The sequence below is a fragment of the Terrisporobacter glycolicus ATCC 14880 = DSM 1288 genome (genome assembly GCF_036812735.1).
Lineage (GTDB): Bacteria > Bacillota > Clostridia > Peptostreptococcales > Peptostreptococcaceae > Terrisporobacter > Terrisporobacter glycolicus.
Genome location: NZ_CP117523.1, coordinates 1,524,564 through 1,539,970 on the forward strand (window position 1 = coordinate 1,524,564; position 15,407 = coordinate 1,539,970).

At 27.4% G+C, this 15,407-nt stretch carries 22 protein-coding genes; 21 read left to right on the forward strand and 1 reads right to left on the reverse strand.

Annotated features, from left to right (window positions below):
* Positions 1–19 precede the first annotated feature (19 nt).
* The 21 genes from TEGL_RS07460 (at position 20) to TEGL_RS07560 (ending at position 14,003) form a co-directional block, all read left to right on the forward strand.
* Positions 20–706 (forward strand): response regulator transcription factor, encoded by a 687-nt coding sequence (locus tag TEGL_RS07460; protein ID WP_018589583.1) that lies wholly within the window; start codon positions 20–22, stop codon positions 704–706.
* The gene (locus TEGL_RS07465) at positions 699–1,724 is read left to right on the forward strand and encodes a sensor histidine kinase (RefSeq protein WP_018589584.1); all 1,026 of its coding nucleotides are present in this window, start codon (positions 699–701) and stop codon (positions 1,722–1,724) included. The genes TEGL_RS07460 and TEGL_RS07465 overlap by 8 nt, the downstream gene beginning before the upstream one ends.
* Positions 1,725–2,026: 302 nt before the next feature.
* Positions 2,027–2,548 carry a sigma-70 family RNA polymerase sigma factor gene (locus TEGL_RS07470; protein ID WP_018589585.1) on the forward strand — a complete coding sequence of 174 codons (522 nt, stop codon included), beginning with the start codon at positions 2,027–2,029 and terminating at the stop codon, positions 2,546–2,548.
* A 14-nt stretch (positions 2,549–2,562) separates the two neighbouring features.
* Positions 2,563–3,759 carry a DUF4179 domain-containing protein gene (locus TEGL_RS07475; protein WP_018589586.1) on the forward strand — a complete coding sequence of 399 codons (1,197 nt, stop codon included), beginning with the start codon at positions 2,563–2,565 and terminating at the stop codon, positions 3,757–3,759.
* A gap of 227 nt (positions 3,760–3,986) precedes the next feature.
* Positions 3,987–4,763: a SagB/ThcOx family dehydrogenase gene (locus tag TEGL_RS07480; protein ID WP_018589587.1), complete on the forward strand. Its 777-nt coding sequence runs from the start codon at positions 3,987–3,989 to the stop codon at positions 4,761–4,763.
* Positions 4,764–4,907: 144 nt separating this feature from the next.
* Entirely contained in the window at positions 4,908–5,804 is an 897-nt protein-coding gene (locus TEGL_RS07485) for an AraC family transcriptional regulator (RefSeq protein WP_416389612.1), read from the forward strand.
* 117 nt (positions 5,805–5,921) lie between these two features.
* The gene (locus TEGL_RS07490) at positions 5,922–6,350 is read left to right on the forward strand and encodes a hypothetical protein (RefSeq protein WP_081617839.1); all 429 of its coding nucleotides are present in this window, start codon (positions 5,922–5,924) and stop codon (positions 6,348–6,350) included.
* Complete coding sequence (locus TEGL_RS07495) at positions 6,319–6,441, forward strand: hypothetical protein (RefSeq protein WP_278244860.1); 123 nt, start codon at positions 6,319–6,321, stop codon at positions 6,439–6,441. The genes TEGL_RS07490 and TEGL_RS07495 overlap by 32 nt, the downstream gene beginning before the upstream one ends.
* A 486-nt stretch (positions 6,442–6,927) precedes the next feature.
* Positions 6,928–7,320 carry a hypothetical protein gene (locus TEGL_RS07500; RefSeq protein ID WP_154650604.1) on the forward strand — a complete coding sequence of 131 codons (393 nt, stop codon included), beginning with the start codon at positions 6,928–6,930 and terminating at the stop codon, positions 7,318–7,320.
* Between the two features lie 366 nt (positions 7,321–7,686).
* Positions 7,687–8,346 carry a TetR/AcrR family transcriptional regulator gene (locus TEGL_RS07505; protein ID WP_018590310.1) on the forward strand — a complete coding sequence of 220 codons (660 nt, stop codon included), beginning with the start codon at positions 7,687–7,689 and terminating at the stop codon, positions 8,344–8,346.
* A complete protein-coding gene (locus tag TEGL_RS07510; RefSeq protein ID WP_018590309.1) occupies positions 8,330–8,626 on the forward strand; it encodes a hypothetical protein in 297 nt (98 codons plus the stop codon). The genes TEGL_RS07505 and TEGL_RS07510 overlap by 17 nt, the downstream gene beginning before the upstream one ends.
* A 108-nt stretch (positions 8,627–8,734) precedes the next feature.
* Positions 8,735–9,262: a putative immunity protein gene (locus TEGL_RS07515; RefSeq protein ID WP_018590308.1), complete on the forward strand. Its 528-nt coding sequence runs from the start codon at positions 8,735–8,737 to the stop codon at positions 9,260–9,262.
* Positions 9,263–9,429: 167 nt separating this feature from the next.
* The gene (locus TEGL_RS07520; RefSeq protein ID WP_018590307.1) at positions 9,430–9,645 is read left to right on the forward strand and encodes a hypothetical protein; all 216 of its coding nucleotides are present in this window, start codon (positions 9,430–9,432) and stop codon (positions 9,643–9,645) included.
* Between the two features lie 398 nt (positions 9,646–10,043).
* On the forward strand, positions 10,044–10,478 hold the full coding sequence (locus TEGL_RS07525; RefSeq protein WP_018590306.1) for a LytTR family DNA-binding domain-containing protein: 435 nt from the start codon (positions 10,044–10,046) through the stop codon (positions 10,476–10,478).
* Between the two features lie 13 nt (positions 10,479–10,491).
* Positions 10,492–10,929, forward strand: a complete 438-nt coding sequence (locus TEGL_RS07530) for a DUF3021 domain-containing protein (protein WP_018590305.1) — start codon at positions 10,492–10,494, stop codon at positions 10,927–10,929.
* A gap of 124 nt (positions 10,930–11,053) precedes the next feature.
* Entirely contained in the window at positions 11,054–11,197 is a 144-nt protein-coding gene (locus TEGL_RS07535; protein WP_154650621.1) for a hypothetical protein, read from the forward strand.
* A 66-nt stretch (positions 11,198–11,263) separates the two neighbouring features.
* Positions 11,264–11,455: a hypothetical protein gene (locus TEGL_RS07540; RefSeq protein WP_018590304.1), complete on the forward strand. Its 192-nt coding sequence runs from the start codon at positions 11,264–11,266 to the stop codon at positions 11,453–11,455.
* A 91-nt stretch (positions 11,456–11,546) separates the two neighbouring features.
* A complete protein-coding gene (locus tag TEGL_RS07545; RefSeq protein ID WP_330370762.1) occupies positions 11,547–12,221 on the forward strand; it encodes a protein kinase family protein in 675 nt (224 codons plus the stop codon).
* Positions 12,222–12,381: 160 nt separating this feature from the next.
* Positions 12,382–12,873: a hypothetical protein gene (locus tag TEGL_RS07550; RefSeq protein WP_018590302.1), complete on the forward strand. Its 492-nt coding sequence runs from the start codon at positions 12,382–12,384 to the stop codon at positions 12,871–12,873.
* Between the two features lie 241 nt (positions 12,874–13,114).
* The gene (locus TEGL_RS07555; protein ID WP_018590301.1) at positions 13,115–13,435 is read left to right on the forward strand and encodes a DUF4180 domain-containing protein; all 321 of its coding nucleotides are present in this window, start codon (positions 13,115–13,117) and stop codon (positions 13,433–13,435) included.
* A gap of 244 nt (positions 13,436–13,679) precedes the next feature.
* Positions 13,680–14,003: a hypothetical protein gene (locus TEGL_RS07560; RefSeq protein WP_018590300.1), complete on the forward strand. Its 324-nt coding sequence runs from the start codon at positions 13,680–13,682 to the stop codon at positions 14,001–14,003.
* Between the two features lie 140 nt (positions 14,004–14,143).
* Here the strand turns inward: TEGL_RS07560 and TEGL_RS07565 are convergent, their stop codons facing one another.
* Positions 14,144–15,244 carry a PQQ-dependent sugar dehydrogenase gene (locus tag TEGL_RS07565; protein WP_018590299.1) on the reverse strand — a complete coding sequence of 367 codons (1,101 nt, stop codon included), beginning with the start codon at positions 15,242–15,244 and terminating at the stop codon, positions 14,144–14,146.
* Positions 15,245–15,407 lie beyond the last annotated feature (163 nt).

The window sequence follows — 15,407 nt, forward strand, 5'->3', positions numbered from 1 at the left end:
AAATAGAAAGGAGATTCAAATGAAAAAGATTGTTATAGTTGAAGATGAATTATTTATGAGAGAAGAGCTTGTATCCATATTGCAAAAGGGTGGATATGATACTTATTGTGTTACTAATTTCATAAATATAGCTGAAAACATCTTAGACGAATCTCCTGATCTTGTATTATTAGATTTAAATTTACCAGGAGTAACTGGTTTTGAGATTTGTAAAGAAATTAAGGCCAAAAGTACAATACCCATACTAATTTTAACAAGTAGAGATCAACTAAGAGATGAACTTCATGCACTGGGCTTAGGTGCAGATGAATATCTTACAAAACCATGCAATAAAGATAGATTGTTAGCCAGAATTTCTAACTTACTTCGTAGATATGAAGATAGGAACTATTTTCTTGAAATAAATGGTGTAAAATTAGATTTACAGACTTATACCATATATGTTAATGAGAAATCTATTGTATTAACTGAGAATCAAGGAAAAATAATGGAACTTCTTTTATCAAATCAAGGAAATATTGTTACAAAGGATATGCTTTTTCAAAAACTATGGGGTACAACAGATTATATTGATGAAAATGCACTACAAGTTAATATGACAAGATTGAAAAAGACTATTAGGAATTTAAACATGAAGTATAAAATTATAACAGTAAGAGGCAAAGGATATAATCTTGTATCAGTAGAGGGAAAAGAAAATGATTAGAAAATTTGTTAACATGTTATCAAAATATAAAATATGGATTGTTACAATAGGTATTTTAAATATTATGTTTGGTGTTTTTCTTTGGATTATGGATGTTAAAGGTTTTACTTATATTTTTCCAACTACAATAACTGGTTCTATTATATTATACAGTTTTGTTGGATTTAAAGTTTACAATGTGGACAAAAGAAAGAAACAAGAGATATTAAATTTTATAGAAAATCCAGAAATTAAGCAAGAAGAACTATGTCTTAGCTTTTTTTCTAATGAAGAAAAAAATACAATTCATGCAATTGGTGAAAAGCTCCGTGAAAAAGATGATTTAATTAATCAACAAGATTTAAACTTAAAAGAATATGAAGAATATATAGAAAAATGGGCACATGAAATAAAGACACCATTATCACTTATGACCTTTGTTCTTGATAATAGAAAGGATGAAATTTCACTTCCAACATATAAAAGATTAGAATATGCAAGAACAAAAATGCAAGAGGATATCGAAAGAATGCTATATTATGCAAGAGTCAAATCTGAACATTTAGACTACCTTTTTTCTAATATATTGCTAGATGAAATATATGAAGATCTACTTGATGAATATAAAATATTAATAGATGAGCAAAAAATTAGTATAAATAATAATGTAAAAAATATACAAGTATTTTCAGATAAAAAAGGATTGTTATTTATTTTAAGACAGATTTTAAGCAACGCTATAAAATACAAGGATATGGAGAAGGAGAATTCCTTCATATCAATATTTACTACAGTTAATGAAGAAAGTAAAGACATAATACTTACAATTAGAGACAATGGAATCGGAATTAAATCTTATGATGTACCTTTTTTATTTGATAAAGGATTTACTGGAGATGCAGGGCAACAGAGAAAGCAATCAACAGGGATGGGGCTTTATTTGGCAAAGCAAGTGGCTGATAATTTAAATATCAAAATGGTAGTTTCAGAACAATATAAAGATGGTTTTGAAATATCTTTATTATTTCCAATTGTGTAACAGTATTGCGATGTAAATTAAGATAGGAAAATTAAAAAGTATAGTAATCTGAATATAGCTATTTCATAGTAAATATGACATAGCTATTTTTTACGTACTAAAATACTATATCAATTTTAAAACTTATTGATAATAGGTGTAAGTAATAGTAACGTACTTGTAGTAGCGAAGAATTGATTATTAAGTAAGGTCGTTACATACATTTTTAAATAAATAAAAAATATTAAAATATTTTTGATAGGAATTTATATTAATTATCGTATTAATTAGTGTAAAAGCTTTTACAGAAGGAGGAAAATAAATTGCAGGATGAATTAATGATTAAATATATAAAGAAGAAAAAAGAAAAGGGAATGGAACTTTTAATAGATAATTATAGAGGGATTATAACGGCTATAGTAAGAAGGCATTTAGGAGTACTTACAAATTATGAAGAAGAATGTGTAGATGATGTACTCATGTCTATTTGGGATAATATAAAAAGTTTTGATAGCAGTAAAAACACCTGTAAAAATTGGATATGTGCAATATCTAAATACAAGGCAATTGATTATAAGAAAAAGTATTTATCAAAAATAGAGTATGTTGATATGAGTGAAGAAATTTACTACATAGATGAAGAATTACTGAAATCTGAAATGGAAGAAGAAATAAATGATATATTAAGTTATCTAAATGAAAGTGATAGAAGATTATTTAAAGAGCATTATTTAAAAGGGGAGCCTTTGGAAGAAATAGCTATTAAAAATAATACAAAGGTATCTAATTTATATAACCGGCTATCAAGAGGAAGAAAAAAAATAAGACAAAGTGTAATAAAATAAGGGAGGCAAATTTTATGAAGAAGGACTTTGATATATTAAATGATGTGAAAATAGATGTTGATGAATACAAAGAAGTTAAATTTGACAACAATGATGAAATTAAAAAAAGAATGAAATCAAAGATTAAGAAAAGAAAATCATCATATAAAAAAGTAATAGTAGCAGCATCTTTAACTGTTGTATTAGGTGGAGGTATATTGTGTAATGAAACTGTTTGGGCAAATGTACAAAAAATGTGGTACACTTTGCAAAGTGTGTTGGATTTAAAAAGTAATGAAGTAACAAATTATAAATATGAAATAAATAAAAGTGTGGCAAGTAAAAATATAAAAGTAACTTATAAAAATCTAATGATAGATGATGGAAATTTAATAGTTGAAGTAGATGTGGATGATAGTAAGTTTGACCCATTTAAAGATTTTACTGAAAAAGAACAGAAGGATTGGAATGTAGATAAATGGGGAAATAGAGAGCTTTACATTAGCTTAGGAAATATAGAAACTTATGTAGATGGAGAAAAGCGTGGAATTTTAAATTCAGGTCAAACTGATTATGAAAAAAAAGCCAGTAATTCAAATGGTCTAACAAATATTGTCACAATAATTCCCTTAAATGAAATAGAAGGAGGGCCTGGTGTAGATAAAGTAGGAGATAAAGAGTTTCCTTATACTATAAATAAGGATAAAATTTACAATATAAAATTAAATACAAAAAAAATACATATAGCAGCTGAAAAACTGGGAGATGAAAAAGCAGGTTATGCAGGAGCTATAAGAAGTGACTGGAGTATAGACTTACCTATAAAAGGTGAAGATTTAATAAAAGCTACAGTTAATTATGATGATTATAAAATAAATAAAAACATTAAAATAAATATAGGTGGAGGAGACAAAAAACTTAAAATAGATAGTTTACATTTATCACCAATTTATGCAAAAGTTCAATATACTACGGATTTGGATGGTTATCATATAGACGATAAGTATGATATTAACATTAAGTTAGAAAATGAAGATGGAGAAGAATATCAAATTCATCAGATGACTCCAAAATATAATGAAGAAAAAAATAGTTGTAAGGTTGTAATAGAATATAGAAATATATTTAAAGGTAGTAAAAAAATCAAACTTATACCAGTAGTTACAAATATTGAAACAGGAAAAGTAACAGAACAAGAATTTATAACTATAGATTTAGATAAAAATAAATAATATATAGATAAAAATACAATGATGTTAAAACGCATAGAAAGAAGGATGGATTATCAAATAAATAAGGGAATCCATCCTTCTTTCTATTTATTAATAACAATATTACAAGTTATCATAAAATATTAGCATATTCTAAATATTTAACTAAACTGTAACGTAAGTTACATAAACTTTTCACATATTATGGTATATTTATTTTTGAGAAACAAAACTAAGGAGAAAATAAAATGGGAAGATATGAAAAAGAAAGAAGTTTTTTAAAATCCAATTTTAATGAATTCAAAAATATTAAAACTGATAAAATGAAGAAATTACCTCAACCAGAAGATGTTAAGTCTTACGATCCTAATTCAATGATAATAAACTTGCCGGATTTAAGTGATGACATTATAAAGAAGCAAAATATTTATGAATGTATAAAGGAGAGAAGAAGTGCTAGGTTTTATAGCGACGAATCAATTAGTCTAGAGGAATTATCATATCTTTTATGGGCAACTCAAGGTATAACTGGTACTAATAAATCAGGAATGACTTATAGAACCGTCCCTTGCAGTGGAGCAACTCATTCTTTTGAAACTTATTTATTCATAATGAATGTGGTAGGTTTAGAAAAAGGAATATATAGATATCTTCCAAAGGAGCATAAACTATTATTCATGTTTGAATTAGAAGATGCTGATAAAAAAATAGATGCGATTACGCTGGACCAGCCTTTTGTGCCTCACTTTGCAAAAAAAGCCGCTGTTACCTTTGCATGGAGTACAACACCTTATAGATCTGAGTGGAAGTTTGATATTTCAGCTCATAAGAAAATATTAATAGATGTTGGGCATGTTTGTCAGAATCTTTATTTAGCAGGTGACTCTGTGGATGCGGGTGTTTGCGCAATTGGCATATATGATCAGGAGGGTGTAGATAATCTATTACAATTAGACGGAGAAGAAGAATTTATAATATACCTTGCAGCTGTAGGTAAAAAGAAAAGTAAATATAAGATAGAATAATCTCCTTTAGAGGTATAACGCAGAACCGTATCATAAATAGTGATACGGTTTTTTATATAAATATTAAAAAACAAACTTAGCAATTTAGGAACAATATATCATTAATATAGTTGATATACTTTAAGTATAGCGTGATGAAAGTAGGTGTACAAATTGAATTATAGTAATGTAATATCACAATGTATTGAATTTATTGAAGAAAATATTAAAAGCGATTTAACACCAGAATTAATAGCCAATAAATGTGGATATTCAACTTTTCATTTTTGTAGGATATTCAATATCCACCAAGGGATAACTTTAATGGAATATGTTAAAAAAAGAAGGCTATCATTGGCAGCTGCAAAACTATTTGAGGGAAATAGAGTTATAGATATAGCCCTGGAGTTTGGATTTGATACGCATAATGGATTTTCAAAAGCATTTAAAAAAGAATATGGATTTAGTCCCAAACAATATATAAAGTGGATGAATGGCTATTTTTCAAAAGAATCAATATATAAAATTGGAGGTTATATTATGAATCCTATTATTGTAAAAAAACCTGCATTTAAAGTTGCAGGATACGGTATAAAAACGAATATTTTTAATGGAAATTACACTAAAGATGTTGCTTTATTTTGGAGTAATTATAATGGAGAAAATTTAGAAAGTAAGATGTATAGAATATTAGAACCACCAAAGCACGGTGAAGTTGGGCTTTGCATACCATCAAAAAATGAAGATGGAGAAACTATATATCTTTTAGGAGTTATAGTTGATGATTTTCAACATGTAACAGATGATATGATGATGATAGATATACCTGAAGCAACATATGCAGTATTTACAACCCCGCCAGTAGACACGTCAGATGATATTAAACAAAGGGAATTTGCTGATATAATAAGGGAAACTTGGAAATATATTTTTAAAGAATGGTTTAAAGATAGCAAATATATATTTGATGAAAGTAAGATGGATTTTGAGTTTTATGATGAGCGATGTCATGGCAGAAAAGATACAGTCATGGAGATTTATATTCCAATATTAGAAAAGTAAAAAAATAAAAATTATGTAAATTATACAAAAAATATGAACTATTTTGTCGGAAAATGTATATCTTATATTAAGAGTTTCTATAAAAAACTCTAAATATAAGATATAGGAGTGGTAAAAATGAGGTTTGAAAATCGTAGATGTATACGTTTTGGACAAAATGATAGAGATAGAGATAGAGATATTGATTGTGATTGTAGATGTAGAAGAGATAGAGATGGAGATATTGATTGTGATTGTAGATGCAGAAGAGATAGAGACAGAGATAGAGATTGTAGATGCAGAAGAGATAGAGACATTGATAGAGATAGAGATAGAGATAGAGACAGAGACATTGACTGTGATTGTAGATGCAGAAGAGATAGAGATGGAGATATTGACTGTGATTGTAGATGCAGAAGAGATAGAGATGAAGATTTTGATGATGATTGTAGATGCAGAAGACATGATTGCTGTAGATGTAGAAGACATGATTGTTGTAGATGTAGAAGACATGATTGTTGTAGATGTAGAAGACATGATTGTTGTAGATGCAGAAGAGGGTGCTAGTAATCATGCTCATTTAGCATGTAGAAAAACTACTTGTATTGATGATTATTTTTATAGATTCAATTTCATTATTGACATTCAAGCGTCTTGAGTATAAATCCAATCAAAACAGAAAAAAATTATTGTAATTAGAAATATAATTGTATAAAAAATAACAATTAAATTTACGGGGGTCTATAAAACAAACTTTATAGACCTCTTTACATATATTCTATATTTTTTGCAAGTTTATAGAACGTTTAGAATAAATAGCAACGAACCACATCACAAGCAAGTGATACGGTTTTTTAATGAAAAGATACTGATGCTAGTTATTATATAATCTTATACTTAATATACCGACGGTAGGTTTTGGAAGTATGATATGATTAAAAATAAAGTTTCAGATAATATATGCAGTTTTAAATAATGAGTAGGAAAAGAATAATATATTTTTAGATAATGTGATCTCTAAATGAAAAATAAAAATTATGTAAAATATACAAAAAATATGAACATTTTTGTCGGAAATGTATATCTTACATTAAGAGTTTCTATGAGGAACTCTAAATATAAGATATAGGAGTGATATAAAATCATGTTTAAAAGTTATAGAAGTATAGAAGATGATTATAATTATAGAGTAGATAGAGGTATGGACCATGATTGTAAATGCAAAAAACATGATCATGATGATGATTGTAGATGCAAAAAACATGGGTGTGAATGTCATTGTGAATGCAAGAAACACGAGTGTGAATGTAAAAAACATGAGTGTGAATGCAAGAAACATGAGTGTGAATGCCATTGTGAATGCCATTGTGAATGCAAAAAACATGAGTGTGAATGTAAGAAACATGAGTGTGAATGCCATTGTGAATGTAAAAAACATGATCATGATGATGATTGTGAATGTAAGAAACATGAGTGTGAATGTCATTGTGAATGTAAAAAACATGATGATGATTGTAGATGCAAAAGATGGTATTAGTAAATATTTTTATTTAGCGTGTTGAAAACTACTTGTGTTTACAATTATTTCCATAGATTCAATTTTATTATTGACTTTCAAGTGTCTTTAGTATAAATTCAATCCAAACAGATAAAATCTATTGTGATTAAAAATACGATTGTATAAAAAATAATAATTAAATTTACGGAGGACTATAAAACAAATTTTATAGTCCTCTTTACATATATTCTATATATTTTAGAGCGAATTTATAGAGAGTTTAGAATAAATAAGAATGAACTATATCACAATCAAGTGATACGTTTTTTTAATAAAAAGATATTGATACTAGTTATAATATAATGCTATACTTAACATACCGACGGTCGGTTTTGGAGGTGTAATATGATTAAAAATAAAGTTTCAGAGAATACAGTTGATAATATAATAGAGGTTTCATACAAGCTTTTTGTAGAAAAGGGATATGAGAAGTCAAGCATACAAGATATTATTAACGAGCTAGGTGTATCTAAAGGTGCTATTTATCATCACTTTAAATCAAAAGAAGAAATACTGTATGCTGTTTTAAATAGAGAGCAAGAAAAGAACAATATATTTTTAGATAGTATAATTTCTAAAATAGAGGGATACAGTGTAAAAGAGAAATTAACAAAAATATTAAATAAATTAATTACTAATAATGATATTAATACAACAAATAGATTTTTAATTAATCTAAGTAATAATAGTAAGGTAATAGTAGAAACAATCATTCAAACTGTAAATAAAGATTCACTAAAGTTTTATAAGTTAATTCAAGAAGGCGTAGAAGACGGCTCACTAGAAACAGATTTTCCAAAAGAATGTTCTGAATTATTACTTCTATTATGCAATATATGGCTAAATCCAGTTTTATTTAATAGAACCCATGAAGAAACGATTAATAGAATCAAATTTATTCAATTTACTATGAAGCAATTAGGGGTAGATGTAATAGATGATATGCTAATAAAAAATATTGAAAACAATCTTAGGGGGATTAGTATAAATGAAATCAATAAATGATAAAGCTTTGCAAAGTAGGAGAAAGGCTCTTGATTTTTCTAAGGAAATTTCTAAAAATGCTAGTAGACAAAGCTTTGATATATTAAATGCGCCAATAGAGGTAAAAAGAAAAAGATCTATAACTGGTAGCTACATAGGTATAATCTTAATGTTAGCTGGAGGAGTTTCTTATTTGATTAAATTTTATACCATAGCAGGGAAAATTATTATCTTGGGAACAATAACTTTAGGTTCAAATTTATCAATATTAAGTTATTTAAATAAAAAAGCTGAAAAATAATAAAAACTTTAATAATCTTGCTCCTTAGATTTTAGACAAAATGGTTTCAGATTTTAAATATGATATATTGTATAATAATCTAAAAAATATATTAAAAAAGGAGTTATTATGGCTAAAGTACGAAAAATGATTGGAAAAGCAGACTCACCATGTATTCTATCTCTTATGAGATTAATAGAAACACAAAGTAAAAACACAATTATAAAATGGTGCAATGAATATGCAAGGGAGCACATTCTACCTATTTATGAAAAATATTATCCAAAAGATTCTCGTTTAAAAAATGCACTAGATGCAATTAATGAATATATGGAAGGAAACATAAAATTAACAGAAGCAAAGAAAATTATTAAGGAAGCTCAAATAGCAGCAAGAGAAGCAGAAGGAAATCCGGTAGCACAAGCCGCAGCTAGGGCAATTGGAGCAACAACAGCAACAATTAACACTGTAACAAGTTCTTTAGGGCTTGTATTTTACGGTAGTGCATCCATAGCATATTCAACTGTTGGTGTTAACGAAACACTTGATGTTTATGATGGAATTGCAGCAAGAGAGTGCAAAAACATGGAAGATGCTTTACGCAAAGTAGCTATAACAGATGAGTCGAATCCAGCAAAAATAAACTGGAGTTGCTAAAAATGACTTTTTAGCAAGAGGAAAAATTACCTTCTCATCAATTATGCCAATACACAAATGACATGTTATATATTTATAAATAAATGAAATTTTTTCTACGCCTGACAATATAATATACAAAGAGTATATTTTTCAAAGATATATTCATAAAAAGTGAGGCGAAAAAAATGAAATATTGCAAAAGTTTAATCTTCACCTTAGTTATTAGTTTTCTAATGATAATAGGAACGAATACTGTGGTAGTACATGCAGCAGAGTCTAAACCTGGCGGCAATAACTTTATTTTTTATTTCCCTTTATTAATTATATCTGCAATGGTTTTAGGAAGCATAGTTAGTTTGGTAGAAAGAAAAGTAAGCAAAATTAAGTCTAAGACAAAGTAAAATATAAAAAACATTATCATAATAAGTTGGAGAGTTTGTAAAACTGCCGACTAAAAGGTCATATCAAAAAAGATATGACCTTTTATAATGTTAAATAAGTTTAGCCTAAATATTTCTTAGCACCGTAATGAATCCTTCGAGAATACTATGACTTATTTTGAATTTTTTACCTTGGTAGAACTTTTAATTTTGAAGATAATGAACAAAGTTATTTCGCAGTAGCTGGAAGAAATAAATTTTCATATATAGAATTAATTTGAAGTGATAGAAAATGTATTTTAAGAGTATGTTTTTGAATTTGGTAGTTAAATATACACCACTTGTAGTAAATCAATATAAATTTATGAAGAGTTGAAATATACTTAATGTATAAATAAAATCTAAGGAGGTGCAAGTATTTGAAGGTTGAAGTAAAAGTGTCGCAAGATGTAAAAGAGCCTTATGTAATTATACAAACAAATACTATTACAGCTGAAATACAAAAAATAATCTCTGCATTAGGGGAAGATGAAAGTATTATTACTGTAAATGACGGAGATAAGATTATAGTACTGCAAAAAGATGAAATCTATATGGCTCGTATTGAAGTGTCAGAAGTAATAGTACATTGCAAGGACAAAAAATATAAGTCTAAGAAAAGGTTATACGAAATAGGAGAGCAACTAGGTAGTGGATTTATACAAATTTCAAAATCTGCATTTGTAAATCTAAAGAAAATTCAATGTGTTGAGCCATTTTTCAATGGTATGATGAGTTTAAAACTAAAAAATGGAACTTCTGAGTATATATCAAGAAAATATCTTCCTGCATTTAAGAAATATTTAGGAATTTGAGAGGAGTACGAATATGAAAAATACAATAAGTATAAAAAAGATAGTATGTAATATTATATGTGGAATCGCTCTTGGATGTAGCGTATTTACACTTTTAGGAATAATCCTTGCTTTTATAGATAATAAATATTTAATAATGACGAGTGAAGAATTTATAATAAATGCTATGTGTTCGATTGTTTCAGGAGTAGGATTTTATCTGCCATCCATTGTATATGAAAATGATAAAATTTCAAAGGGGCTTCAAGTATTGGTTCATATGGGAGTAGGATTAACTGTTTATTTAGTATGTGCATTTTATGCAGGGTGGATTCCAGTAGAAAGAGGAATACTGGTAGTTATTACCTCAATCATTATAATGATAATTATATCATTTATCATTTGGTTTGTTTTTTATATTTACAATAAGAACGAAGCTAAAAAAATAAATGCAAAGCTACAAGAGAAGTAAAAGAATAAAATAAAACGAATTTGATCTATTTAGAGTAAGCACTGTAACCGTATCATGAGTAAGCGATACGGTTTTTTATATTATATCAGTATGAAACCATTAGTTAACAAAATTTAACTACACAATGATTGATAACTTATCAATAAAAGCATATCCAGATATAGAAAACCTTGTGATATTAAGAGATATATTTGATGTTACTTTAGATGATCCAATAATTAATGATAATATTATAAGATGCAAAAATAAATGTAGCAAATTGCATTAATATGTCATATGTTATATTAATGACTAGGATATCCTAGTTATTAATATATGATTGAGGAGTGATATAATGGATTCTTTAAAAAATCAATCAGATAGAGGTCATGAATATTACAATAAAAAAGGAAGAAGAAGAACGAGTGTCTCTGTTAGTGGATCTAGTGTATCAGGAAGTGGATCCAGCGTATCAGGAAGTGGCTCAAGTGCATCACAAAGTGCTTCAAGTGCAAGTGATTCATATAGCAGACCATATAGTGAGTAATTTATAAGTAGTATGAGAAAATACCACACTAGGAGGTGATAGTATAGACAAATATTATACACCTGGTGAAAAAATAAAAGATTATACTATTATAAAAATAATAGGTGAAGGTAGATATGGAATAACATATCTTTGTGAAAAAAATACAAATGAGAAATATGTAATAAAACAATTGAAAAAAGACATGATGAAAAAAAGTAAAGAAAAATTATTTTATGAAGAGGAAATAATGAAGTCTTTAGATGATAAAAAGTTTCCTAACTTTATAGATAAATTTGATTATGATGACACAAAATTCTATGTTATTGAATTCATAGAAGGAAAAGATTTTTATGAGTTATTGTCCTTTGATGAATATGAATTTACTAAGAATGAAATATATGATATTGCAGAAAAAATTTTAAAAATCATAATTACCTTACAAGAAAAAAAAATTGTTCATAGAGATATTAGAATTTCCAATGTAATAATGAACGAAAAAAAAGATTTAGTACTAATTGATTTTGGATTAGCTAGATATATTGACAAGGATAAATATAAAAAAGAAATAGATTATTGGTATATGGCAGACTTTCTGATACACCTATATTATTCATCTTATGATGATGAAAAATTAAAATTAGAAGATAAGCCATGGTATGAAGAATTGGATTTGAAAAATGATGAATTAATTTTCTTAAAGAGATTAATGGGAATGGAAAAATCATATGAAAATACAGATGAAATAATGAGAGATCTTTTTATAATTAAAAATTCAAATATCTAGATAGAAGGATAAACCATATAGCTTTAAAATTTAAAGTTATATGGTTTATTAATAATAATTTATATTAAGGAGGCGCTTTGTTATAAAAAATGTTGTTAAAATAGTAAAGGTATATGAGGATACATTTAGAGTAAACAAGTACTCCAAAAAGCCATTTAGAGTGATTGGATTAATTGATGTAGACATGGAATTTTACTATGGAATAGAAAGAGTTACCTTAGCTTTTTACAGATCTTCAGGTACAAATAATAACAAGATTAAAGGCTTATGGTATCCTATTGTAGGTATAAAAACTAAAGAAGGAGGATTTACGGAATTTAGTGAGTATATAAATTATGTTCTTTCAAGTACTACATTAGATGCCACAGCAGTAAAAGGCTGGCTTGCAAAATCAATATTCTTTGGAAAACAAGATGAAAATTGGAAGACACCAGGTTTTTCAAATACCAAACATTACGAATCGCTTTACTATATAGGAAAGACATTGCAACGTCTTTATAATGAGAAAAATTATAAACTAATGAAAAGCTTAAGTGCTATGGAAGTTAACAGAGTTTTAGCACTAAGAGAAAAATATTATGGAAACAATCATACACAAAGGGAAAATTTCGAGAGATTTATTGAGGATATATTTTTAGAATTCAAATATTAGAAATATATAGGATATAATATATGAAGTTATATAAAAGTAATGAAGTATGTAGCTTGCAATGATTATGGTATGTATTGATGTAAAAGTTAATACATACTTTTTTATTTGAAAAAATCAGTTGAATAATTGAGTAAGATTATATGAAAAATGCATTGACAAAGAGCGTGTAGTTAAATATAACGAGTTTTTATATCTACATTTACAGATGATAATAAGATTTAAATAGGAATTAGGTGATAAAATGAATTATAAAATTATAGATAAAACAAACAAAAAATATATAGAAGTAAAACAGTCAATTACCTGTGAGTCTGATGTATTAGATATTATTGATATATGTATTTCAAATGATATTAGGTTATTACTTAAGTTAGGCCTAGCAGGTATAGCTTTACAAAAATTTATTAATTATAATATAAAAGTTTCAGGCATAATTGAAGACAAGAAGAAAATTGATGGAAGGTTTGGAGAGTTAATATATGAATTAAACAGATCAAATAATTTTAGAGTTTTTAGTGACACTGAAGATGCTGAGAAATGGATTTTAAATATTAAGTATTAATAAGAATATGTATATAAATTTGAAAGCATGTCTACAATCTAGAGGTACTAAAATTTTCTCTATTCATAGATTACGCTAAGCACTTATACATTATTAGAAATTCTGGATATCGGATTATCCAGAATTTTTTTGTTAAAAAGAAATATAAATTATTTGTAGAACTTTTTATAACGATTTATATCTTATAATGAGAACACTCTTTCTAATATCCAATATTATAGTAGTAGAAAGGGGTTGATTAGAAGTGTATTCAGAAAAAAATAATAAGGATAGAAATGGACAGAATTTACATGATGAATGTAGAAGGTTAATGAATTATCACACTTTATTTACAATGAGAGATGGAAGTGTATTTGATGGGATTATTGAAAGTGTAGATTCAAATGGTGTTACTGTTTTAGTTGGTGAGGATGTAATGGAGGAAGAACTTGAAAATCCATGTAGTCAACAACGACAATTTGGTAGACCTAGAAGATTTAGACGTTTTAGACGTAGAGTTTTTCCGTTTACTACTTTACTAGCACTATCATTATTGCCATATCCATATTATCCATTTTTTCCATATTAAACAAAGTATTATATAAATATATTATAGAATTTTTATGAAAAATTATTAAAACAGAAAACTGGGTTAAATACTAAATACTAAACATATAAAAACCGTATTACGAATAAGCGATACGGTTTTTACTATATTTTAATATATATCTATTTTTGAACGATATGGATAATTTTATCATCACTTATACCAGGATTTCCTCGTCCATCCCTATTACTTGTTGTAATATAAATTGACCCATCTTTTCCTTGAATTACTTCACGTAAACGTCCGTATTCATTTTTAAGCCATGATTCTACACTTTCCACTACACTTCCATTTTCATTTAAGGAGATAGAAAGGAGTTGTTGTCCACGAAGTGTAGCAACCAATAATTTATCTTGCCAAGGGCCTTGGCTTGCAAAGGTAATACCAGATGGTGCCCATGTATCTTCACCACTGTGTATTAAGGGGTTTTGTACCGTAACTTCTGTAGATTCTTCATCTCCTTGAACAAGAGGCCATCCATAATTGCTTCCTGGATGTATGATATTTATTTCATCATGTGCTGATTGTCCATGTTCTGATGAATATAGTATATTTTTTGAATTCCATGCTAAACCTTGTGGGTTCCTATGACCAAAGCTATAAATCGGTGAATTAGTAAATGGATTATCTTTAGGTATACTACCATTTAATTCTATTCGAAGTATTTTACCAGCAGTACTTGAAAGATTTTGAGATAATGAAGGGTTGCCCGCATCTCCTGTTGTTATATATAACTTCTTATCTGGGCCTACTTTTATCCTGCCTCCATTATGTATTTGTCCTCCGGGAATTTTATCTATAAGAATCTTGTCAGTGTATGCCTTGTTATTGTTTTCAATTAATCTAATAACACGGTTATAGATTCTATTACTTTCTGAGTATGAATGCATAACATAGAAATAATGATTTTGTGAAAAATCAGGATCTAAAGCAATCCCCATTAGGCCACCCTCTCCTTGGCCTATAAATGGAGGTGTAAATATAATAAGTGGTTGGGGGATTAGCATACCATTTGCAATAACTCTAATTGACCCAGGCCTCTCTGTAAAATAGATGTTGCCCTTGTCGCTTACATCCATAGCCCAAGGAACATTTAAATTTTCAGCAACAACTTCAACATTATAAGGGGATTGTCTTGATTTAATTGGCTTTATTTTTAGGCTCTTCCTGTTTGGCTTATGAAATATGGTTTTATGATAAATATTAGAAATTATTTTTTTCATATTTTTATCCTCCAAATTTAAATAAACAATTTAATTACAAATAGAAGCTTTTAATTGAAAACACTATTCATATATAATATTATTCGTTTAAAAATATAAAGATACTACTTTAATCTTATTAATAAATTCTAAATAATCATTTTAAAATAAGTAACTGAACAAA

Bases quoted from the DNA above. Each gene is read 5' to 3' on its own strand.
- TEGL_RS07460 (WP_018589583.1), top strand. From the start codon at position 20: ATGAAAAAGATTGTTATAGTTGAAGATGAATTATTTATGAGAGAAGAG.
- TEGL_RS07465 (WP_018589584.1), top strand. From the start codon at position 699: ATGATTAGAAAATTTGTTAACATGTTATCAAAATATAAAATATGGATT.
- TEGL_RS07475 (WP_018589586.1), top strand. From the start codon at position 2,563: ATGAAGAAGGACTTTGATATATTAAATGATGTGAAAATAGATGTTGAT.
- TEGL_RS07480 (WP_018589587.1), top strand. From the start codon at position 3,987: ATGGGAAGATATGAAAAAGAAAGAAGTTTTTTAAAATCCAATTTTAAT.
- TEGL_RS07490 (WP_081617839.1), top strand. From the start codon at position 5,922: ATGAGGTTTGAAAATCGTAGATGTATACGTTTTGGACAAAATGATAGA.
- TEGL_RS07495 (WP_278244860.1), top strand. From the start codon at position 6,319: ATGATTGTTGTAGATGCAGAAGAGGGTGCTAGTAATCATGCTCATTTA.
- TEGL_RS07500 (WP_154650604.1), top strand. From the start codon at position 6,928: ATGTTTAAAAGTTATAGAAGTATAGAAGATGATTATAATTATAGAGTA.
- TEGL_RS07505 (WP_018590310.1), top strand. From the start codon at position 7,687: ATGATTAAAAATAAAGTTTCAGAGAATACAGTTGATAATATAATAGAG.
- TEGL_RS07510 (WP_018590309.1), top strand. From the start codon at position 8,330: ATGAAATCAATAAATGATAAAGCTTTGCAAAGTAGGAGAAAGGCTCTT.
- TEGL_RS07515 (WP_018590308.1), top strand. From the start codon at position 8,735: ATGGCTAAAGTACGAAAAATGATTGGAAAAGCAGACTCACCATGTATT.
- TEGL_RS07520 (WP_018590307.1), top strand. From the start codon at position 9,430: ATGAAATATTGCAAAAGTTTAATCTTCACCTTAGTTATTAGTTTTCTA.
- TEGL_RS07530 (WP_018590305.1), top strand. From the start codon at position 10,492: ATGAAAAATACAATAAGTATAAAAAAGATAGTATGTAATATTATATGT.
- TEGL_RS07535 (WP_154650621.1), top strand. From the start codon at position 11,054: ATGATTGATAACTTATCAATAAAAGCATATCCAGATATAGAAAACCTT.
- TEGL_RS07540 (WP_018590304.1), top strand. From the start codon at position 11,264: ATGGATTCTTTAAAAAATCAATCAGATAGAGGTCATGAATATTACAAT.
- TEGL_RS07555 (WP_018590301.1), top strand. From the start codon at position 13,115: ATGAATTATAAAATTATAGATAAAACAAACAAAAAATATATAGAAGTA.
- TEGL_RS07565 (WP_018590299.1), bottom strand. From the start codon at position 15,244: ATGAAAAAAATAATTTCTAATATTTATCATAAAACCATATTTCATAAG.